This window comes from Pseudomonas sp., assembly GCF_030150285.1.
Classification (GTDB): domain Bacteria; phylum Pseudomonadota; class Gammaproteobacteria; order Pseudomonadales; family Pseudomonadaceae; genus Aquipseudomonas.
Genome location: NZ_JASLGE010000083.1, coordinates 1 through 7,374, shown reverse-complemented (window position 1 = coordinate 7,374; position 7,374 = coordinate 1). Strand labels below are relative to the sequence as shown.

At 57.4% G+C, this 7,374-nt stretch carries 7 protein-coding genes; 6 read left to right on the top strand and 1 reads right to left on the bottom strand.

Features of this window, described 5'->3' with window-relative positions; genetic code table 11:
* Nucleotides 1-45: 45 nt before the first annotated feature.
* Nucleotides 46-1,962 carry an ATP-binding cassette domain-containing protein gene (locus Q1W15_RS19795; RefSeq protein ID WP_300731187.1) on the top strand — a complete coding sequence of 639 codons (1,917 nt, stop codon included), beginning with the start codon at nucleotides 46-48 and terminating at the stop codon, nucleotides 1,960-1,962.
* A 74-nt stretch (nucleotides 1,963-2,036) separates the two neighbouring features.
* On the opposite strand, the gene Q1W15_RS19790 is transcribed toward Q1W15_RS19795, so the two are convergent.
* Nucleotides 2,037-2,480: a universal stress protein gene (locus Q1W15_RS19790; protein ID WP_300731183.1), complete on the bottom strand. Its 444-nt coding sequence runs from the start codon at nucleotides 2,478-2,480 to the stop codon at nucleotides 2,037-2,039.
* Between the two features lie 105 nt (nucleotides 2,481-2,585).
* Here Q1W15_RS19790 and Q1W15_RS19785 point away from each other — a divergent pair, with 105 nt between their 5' ends.
* The 5 genes from Q1W15_RS19785 to Q1W15_RS19765 all read left to right on the top strand — a co-directional run.
* The gene (locus tag Q1W15_RS19785; RefSeq protein WP_300731181.1) at nucleotides 2,586-3,023 is read left to right on the top strand and encodes a hypothetical protein; all 438 of its coding nucleotides are present in this window, start codon (nucleotides 2,586-2,588) and stop codon (nucleotides 3,021-3,023) included.
* A 427-nt stretch (nucleotides 3,024-3,450) separates the two neighbouring features.
* Nucleotides 3,451-5,598: a fatty acid oxidation complex subunit alpha FadB gene (fadB, locus tag Q1W15_RS19780; RefSeq protein WP_300731179.1), complete on the top strand. Its 2,148-nt coding sequence runs from the start codon at nucleotides 3,451-3,453 to the stop codon at nucleotides 5,596-5,598.
* Nucleotides 5,599-5,625: 27 nt separating this feature from the next.
* A complete protein-coding gene (gene fadA / locus Q1W15_RS19775; protein ID WP_300731177.1) occupies nucleotides 5,626-6,801 on the top strand; it encodes an acetyl-CoA C-acyltransferase FadA in 1,176 nt (391 codons plus the stop codon).
* Nucleotides 6,802-6,887: 86 nt separating this feature from the next.
* Nucleotides 6,888-7,124 carry a DUF1653 domain-containing protein gene (locus Q1W15_RS19770; RefSeq protein WP_300731175.1) on the top strand — a complete coding sequence of 79 codons (237 nt, stop codon included), beginning with the start codon at nucleotides 6,888-6,890 and terminating at the stop codon, nucleotides 7,122-7,124.
* Nucleotides 7,125-7,238: 114 nt separating this feature from the next.
* Nucleotides 7,239-7,374 (top strand): toprim domain-containing protein (locus Q1W15_RS19765; protein ID WP_300731185.1); only part of this gene is annotated, 136 nt, incomplete at its 3' end.

Below are 7,374 nucleotides of genomic sequence, written 5' to 3'. Positions count from 1 at the left end.
GGGCTCAAATCAGGTAGAATGCGCGCCCAGTTTTTGGAGAAGCTCATGACCCTGCTCAAATTCAGCGATGTGTCCCTTGCTTTCGGCTCTACGCCGTTGTTGGACAAGGTGTCCTGGCAGATCGCCCGTGGAGAGCGGGTGTGCATCATCGGCCGAAACGGCACCGGTAAGTCCAGCATGATGAAGCTGGTCAAAGGTGATCAGAAACCCGATGACGGCGCTGTCTGGCGCGCACCCGGCCTCAAGATTGGCGAGTTGCCGCAAGAGTTGCCGGTAGCCGACGAGCGGACTGTGTTCGACGTGGTGGCCGAAGGCCTGGACGGTGTGGGTGAGCTGCTTGCTCAATATCATCACCTGAGCCAGAACATCGTCACCGATGCCGACCTGGACAAACTGATGCATGTCCAGCAAGACCTCGAAGCCCGTGATGGCTGGCGCTTGCAGCAATTGGTCGACAGCACCCTGAGCCGTCTGCAATTGCCTGCCGATAAAACCTTGGCCCAGTTGTCCGGTGGCTGGCGTCGTCGCGTCCTGCTGGCGCAAGCCCTGGTGTCCGAGCCGGACCTGCTGCTGCTCGACGAACCGACCAACCACCTGGACATCGGTGCCATTGCCTGGCTGGAAGAAGCGCTCAAGGATTTCCAGGGCGCCGTTCTGTTTATTACCCACGACCGTTCATTCTTGCAGAACCTGGCCACCCGGATTCTGGAGCTGGACCGTGGCGGCCTGATCGACTGGAACGGCGACTACGCCAGCTTCCTGGTCCACAAGGAAGCCACCCTGGCGGCCGAAGAAACCGCCAACGCCCTGTTCGACAAGCGCCTGGCCCAGGAAGAAGTCTGGATCCGTCAGGGCATCAAGGCCCGTCGTACCCGCAACGAAGGCCGGGTTCGCGCCCTGAAGGCGCTGCGTGTAGAGCGCAGCGAGCGCCGTGAGCGCACCGGCAAGGCGAATATCCTGCTCGACACCGCGGACAAGTCTGGCAAGCAAGTGATGGTGCTGGAAAATGTCAGCTTTGCTCACCCTGAGGGGCCGTTCCTGATCAAGGACTTCTCGATGGTGCTGCAACGTGGCGACCGTATCGGTCTGCTGGGTGCCAACGGTACCGGTAAAACCACCTTGCTGAAGCTGATGCTGGGCGGCCTGCAGCCGACCAATGGCTCCGTGGAAGAGGGGACGCGTATCGACGTGGCCTACTTCGACCAGTTGCGCCATCAGCTGGATCTGGAAAAAACCGTCATCGACAACGTGGCCGAAGGCCGCGACTTCATCGATATCGACGGCCAGAGCCGCCATGTACTGAGCTATCTGGGTGACTTCCTGTTCAGCCCGCAGCGTGCACGCACGCCGGTCAAGGCACTGTCGGGCGGTGAGCGAGCGCGTTTGTTGCTGGCCAAACTGTTCAGCAAGCCGGCCAACCTGCTGGTGCTCGATGAGCCGACCAACGACCTGGATGTTGAAACCCTGGAATTGCTCGAAGAGGTCTTGCTGACCTTCCAGGGCACTGTGCTGATGGTTAGCCACGACCGGGCATTCCTCGATAACGTGGTCACCAGCACGCTGGTCTTCGAAGGTGAAGGCAAGGTGCGTGAGTACGTCGGTGGCTATCAGGACTGGCTGCGTCAAGGCGGCTCGCCGCGCTTGTTGGGCGTGACCGAGAGCAAATCCGGCAAGGCTGACCTCAACTCGGCCGTGGTCACGGCCGCACCGGCCCAGGCGGCGGCTGCACCGGCACCGGCGGCGAAAAAGAAACTCAGCTACAAATTGCAGCGTGAGCTTGAAGCATTGCCGGGCGAGATCGATGCCAAGGAGCAAGCCATTGCTGCGGTTGAGGCTGAAATGGCCGATGCAGGCTTTTACCAGCGCCCTGCGGCGCAAACGGCGGAAGTGATTGCCAAGCTGGAAAAGCTGCAAAACGAGCTTGAGCAGTTGGTCGAGCGTTGGGCTGAGCTGGATGCCTGATTGATCACGTGCTGAACAAAAAAGCCCGGCCTTTTAATTGAAAAGGCCGGGCTTTTTGCTGTCGTGCTGATGTTTTATGAGCTGGACTTGACCAGTCTTACGGCGAGAACGTCACAAGGTGCGCCGTGCAGAACGTCATTGGCGGTCGAACCCAGCAGCAGCGCCAGGCCGTGGCGGCCATGGCTGCCGACCACGATCAGGTCGCATTGTTGCTCTTTGGCTAGGTGATGGATTTCCTGACGGGGCTGGCCGTAAGTCAGGTGGCATCGTTCTTTTATCAGGGATGGGTATTTTGCGATCAGGCGCTCAAGGCGCTCCTTGGCCTGGTCAAACTGTTGTTGTTGCAGTTGAGAGAGGTCCATAGGAACGTCTCCGCCGAATGCCATTGCCATGGGCTCAACGATATGTACCAGCGACAGTTTGGCACCGTTGGCTGTAGCGCTTTCATTGGCGCGTTTGATGACTGGGTCACATTCTTCGGTCAGGTCGACAGCGACCAAAATATGTTCGTAGGGCATGGGAGGCGCTCCTGTAGGTGGCAATTTGTTGTGAGTATGGCCCCTTTGTAGAGGCTAAGTCTGGATCGGGGTCAACTCGTTAATACAGTTAATATGAGTACAGATATGACGGTATGGATAGTGGTGTCAATCCTGGCGCTGATTTTGAGCCCTTTGGCCTGGCTACGGCCTTCGCGTCGTCAGAGCGGACGCATGGCATTGCGTATGGAAGCGCGGCGCATGGGGTTGGCCATGCAGCTGACTTCCCAGGAGTGGCCACATTGGCTTGAGCCGGAGCCGCCGGGTTCCTGTGCGCAGTTTCATCGACCGCGGCGCAGCACTAAGCCAGATGTATGGTGCTATTGGCAATCGGCGCCGGGACTATGGGTCAATCAATGGCGTGAAGCTTGCGTCGATGAGCGCTTGCTGACTCAATTCAGCACATTGCCGGCGAACGTGTACAAAGTGGAAGCCGGGCCACAGATGATTGCCTTGTACTGGGGTGAGAAGGGCGAACCGCAAGTCCTGCAAGCCATTGATCAAGTGCTTAAAGCACTGGCGTAAGCCGCGTTCTTGTAGTCGCTGACGAGGCCCGAGGCTGCGATGGGGTGCGCAGCGCCCCCGGCGACGGCCCTGGGCTCGCACCACCAGTGGTTACATCATCAGCGATTAAAGTGGGCTGCCCTGCCGTAAAACGCTGTCTATCCTTGTCTACTCTTCTGCGGGTGTTAAATCTGACCGGTGAGTCGTTTTGTCATGGTTGTTTTGGACAATTGACAATCGTGGTCTTTTCCCTGAATGTGTCGACACCCAAATCAAACGGGCGTATGAATCGGGTGTTTGCCGTGTAGGCAACACTCGCATGAGCCCGATTATCGCATCGGCGGGTGTGCCTGGTGAGTTGGCGTTAGCAGTGGCGCAATACCCACTGCCAGTCAGACACCAGCGTCCGATGTGTACTGTTCAGCTTCCATATCCTGGAGATCAGTTGATGATTTACGAAGGTAAAGCCATCACGGTTACGGCTCTTGAAAGTGGCATCGTCGAACTGAAGTTCGACCTCAAGGGTGAGTCCGTCAACAAGTTCAACCGTCTAACCCTGAACGAATTGCGTCAGGCCGTTGACGCGATCAAGGCAGATGCTTCGGTCAAGGGTGTCATTGTTTCCAGCGGTAAAGACGTCTTTATCGTCGGCGCAGACATCACCGAGTTCGTCGAAAACTTCAAGTTGCCGGATGCCGAGCTGATCGCTGGCAACCTCGAAGCCAACAGAATCTTCAGTGATTTCGAAGACCTCGCTGTGCCGACGGTTGCTGCCATCAATGGCATCGCGTTGGGCGGTGGTCTGGAAATGTGCCTGGCCGCGGACTTCCGCGTCATGGCCGACAGCGCCAAAATCGGTTTGCCTGAAGTCAAGCTGGGCATCTACCCGGGCTTCGGCGGTACCGTACGCTTGCCTCGTCTGATCGGCGCTGATAACGCGATCGAGTGGATCGCTTCCGGTAAAGAAAACCGGGCTGAAGACGCGCTGAAAGTCGGTGTCGTTGATGCTGTGGTGCCTGCCAATGAGCTGGGCGCAGCGGCGTTGGACCTGGTCAAGCGTGCCATCAGCGGCGAACTGGACTTCAAGGCCAAGCGCCAGCCGAAGCTTGATAAGCTCAAGCTGAACGCGATTGAACAAATGATGGCTTTCGAAACCGCCAAGGGTTTCGTGGCAGGCCAGGCGGGCCCGAACTACCCGGCACCGGTCGAAGCGATCAAGACCATCCAGAAAGCCGCCAACTTTGGACGTGACAAGGCGCTGGAAGTTGAAGCAGCGGGCTTCGCCAAGCTCGCCAAAACGTCGGCTTCGCAGTGTTTGATCGGCCTGTTCCTGAATGATCAGGAGCTGAAAAAGAAAGCCAAGGTCTACGACAAGGTCGCCAAGGACGTGAAGCAGGCTGCCGTTCTCGGCGCAGGCATCATGGGTGGCGGGATTGCCTATCAGTCGGCCTCAAAAGGCACGCCGATCCTGATGAAAGACATCAACGAGCACGGCATTGAGCAAGGCCTGGCAGAAGCCGCCAAGCTGCTGGTTGGCCGCGTTGATAAAGGTCGCATGACCCCAGCGAAAATGGCTGAAGTGCTTAACGGCATTCGCCCGACCTTGTCCTACGGTGATTTTGGCAATGTTGACCTGGTGGTCGAAGCCGTTGTCGAGAACCCGAAGGTCAAGCAAGCCGTGTTGGCAGAGGTGGAAAACCACGTCCGCGAAGACGCCATCCTGGCGTCCAACACCTCGACCATTTCCATCAGCCTGCTGGCCAAAGCCCTCAAGCGTCCGGAAAACTTCGTCGGCATGCACTTCTTCAACCCGGTGCACATGATGCCGCTGGTTGAGGTCATTCGGGGCGAGAAGTCCAGCGAACTGGCCGTTGCAACAACCGTTGCCTACGCGAAGAAAATGGGCAAGAACCCGATTGTCGTTAACGATTGCCCGGGCTTTTTGGTCAACCGCGTACTGTTTCCGTACTTCGGCGGTTTCGCCAAACTGGTCAGTGCCGGTGTGGACTTCGTGCGCATCGACAAGGTCATGGAAAAATTCGGCTGGCCAATGGGCCCGGCCTATCTGATGGACGTGGTTGGCATCGACACGGGCCATCACGGTCGTGATGTTATGGCTGAAGGCTTCCCTGATCGCATGAAAGACGATCAGCGTTCCGCCATTGATGCGCTGTATGACGCCAAGCGCCTGGGCCAGAAGAACGGCAAGGGCTTCTACGCCTACGAAGAAGACAAGCGTGGCAAGCAGAAAAAAGTCGTGGATTCCAGCGTACTTGAAGTGCTTAAGCCGGTTGTCTACGAGCAGCGTGAGGTGACTGACGAAGACATCATCAACTGGATGATGATTCCGTTGTGCCTTGAGACCGTGCGCTGCCTGGAAGACGGCATCGTAGAGACCGCGGCCGAGGCCGATATGGGCCTGGTGTACGGCATTGGCTTCCCGCCGTTCCGTGGCGGTGCGCTGCGTTACATCGACTCGATCGGTGTGGCAGCGTTCGTGGCCCTGGCGGATCAGTACGCTGAACTGGGCGCGCTGTACCACCCGACTGCGAAGCTGCGTGAAATGGCCAAAAACGGCCAGAGCTTCTTCGGTTAAGCGCCCCATTAGAGTGAGAGTGAAATTATGAGCTTGAATCCTAGAGACGTGGTGATTGTTGACTTCGGTCGCACCCCGATGGGCCGCTCCAAGGGTGGCATGCACCGCAACACCCGTGCTGAAGACATGTCTGCGTACCTCATCAGCAAAGTACTGGAGCGCAACGGCAAGGTTGACCCGGCTGAAGTGGAAGATGTGATCTGGGGCTGTGTGAACCAGACCCTGGAACAGGGCTGGAACATTGCGCGCATGGCGTCGTTGATGACCCAGATCCCGCACACCTCGGCAGCACAGACCGTTAGCCGCTTGTGCGGCTCGTCCATGAGTGCCTTGCACACGGCGGCGCAAGCGATCATGACCGGTAACGGTGACGTGTTCGTCGTGGGCGGCGTCGAGCATATGGGACACGTGAGCATGATGCACGGTGTTGACCCTAACCCGCACATGTCGCTGTACGCGGCCAAGGCCTCGGGCATGATGGGCCTGACGGCTGAAATGCTGGGCAAAATGCATGGCATCACCCGCGAACAGCAAGATGCCTTTGGCGTGCGCTCACATCAGTTGGCCTGGAAGGCGACCGTGGAAGGCAAGTTCAAGGACGAGATCATCCCGATGCAAGGGTATGACGATAAAGGCTTCCTGAAAGTTTTCGACTACGATGAGACTATCCGTCCGGAAACGACCCTGGAAAGTCTGGCTGCCTTGAAACCGGCCTTCAACCCTAAAGGCGGTACCGTGACGGCGGGAACGTCATCGCAAATTACCGATGGCGCTTCGTGCATGATCGTAATGTCGGCACAGCGCGCCAAGGATCTGGGGCTGGAGCCGCTGGCCGTGATTCGCTCGATGGCTGTTGCCGGTGTCGACCCGGCAATCATGGGCTATGGTCCAGTACCGGCCACACAAAAAGCTTTGAAGCGGGCGGGCTTGAATATGGCCGATATCGACTTCATTGAGTTGAATGAAGCGTTCGCCGCACAGGCCTTGCCAGTACTGAAAGATTTGAAAGTACTCGACAAGATGGATGAGAAGGTTAACCTGCACGGCGGTGCCATCGCTCTGGGCCATCCATTTGGATGCTCGGGTGCTCGTATCTCCGGCACCCTGCTCAATGTAATGAAGCAGAATGGCGGCACCTTTGGGTTGTCCACCATGTGCATTGGTCTTGGCCAGGGCATTGCCACCGTCTTCGAACGCGTCTAAGCGTTGCGTTGATGGAAGCCGGGGCCATGTGCCCCGGTTTTTGTTTTTTGGACTTTTTTATTTTTTTATTTGCAGGGTGCCGCACTATGTCGCTAAAACCTGGGCTTTATCAGCACTATAAGGGGCCGCACTATCGGGTCTTTAATACGGCTCGCCATTCTGAAACCGAAGAATGGGTTGTGTTTTACCAGTCCTTGTATGGCGACTATGGTTTTTGGGTGCGCCCACTGAGCATGTTTCTGGAAAACGTCACTGTTGAGGGCGAGCAGGTTCCGCGCTTCACACTGATCCAGGCTGAACCCAGCCTTTTTACCGGCGGCTAAGATGACGTCGCGCACCCCGCTGCGCTTGACCTCACCTTGTTGCCACTATATATAGCGGTGCCGCGTCAGGCGCGAACCGCCTTTCACTTCTAGAATTCAGGAATTTTCTGATCCATGGGCAAATCGCTGGTCATTGTGGAATCCCCGGCTAAGGCCAAGACCATCAACAAGTACTTGGGTAACGAGTACGTGGTGAAGTCGAGTATCGGCCATATCCGAGACCTGCCCACCAGCGGTTCGGCTAGCGCCA